This window comes from Corynebacterium sp. HMSC063G05 (assembly GCF_001810555.1).
GTDB classification, from domain to species: Bacteria; Actinomycetota; Actinomycetes; order Mycobacteriales; family Mycobacteriaceae; genus Corynebacterium; species Corynebacterium jeikeium_D.
In genome coordinates, this window is the sequence record NZ_KV801852.1 from 1 (window position 1) to 315 (window position 315).

The following is a 315-nucleotide window of genomic DNA, read 5'->3' on the forward strand; positions in this document are numbered from 1 at the left end:
TGTGGGGATGCATTGTGCAGGGTCTGCTAGTCCTGCGTTGTGTTGTGTGGGTGTAGCGGAAGTGGATTGGAATGTCCTGCCGTAGACGGTGAGAGTCCGGTACGTGAAACACCCGTGCGTGCAATTGGTGTGTTGCCCGAGTAGCAGCGGGCTCGTGGAATCTGCTGTGAATCTGCCGGGACCACCCGGTAAGCCTAAATACCTGCTTATGACCGATAGCGGATTAGTACCGTGAGGGAATGGTGAAAAGTACCCCGGGAGGGGAGTGAAATAGTACCTGAAACCATGTGCTTACAATCCGTCAGAGCCCTTTTT

General features: G+C 54.0%; 1 rRNA gene. It reads left to right on the forward strand.

From position 1 onward, the window contains the following. Positions 1–315 (forward strand): 23S ribosomal RNA (locus HMPREF2751_RS06940); the annotation flags it as partial.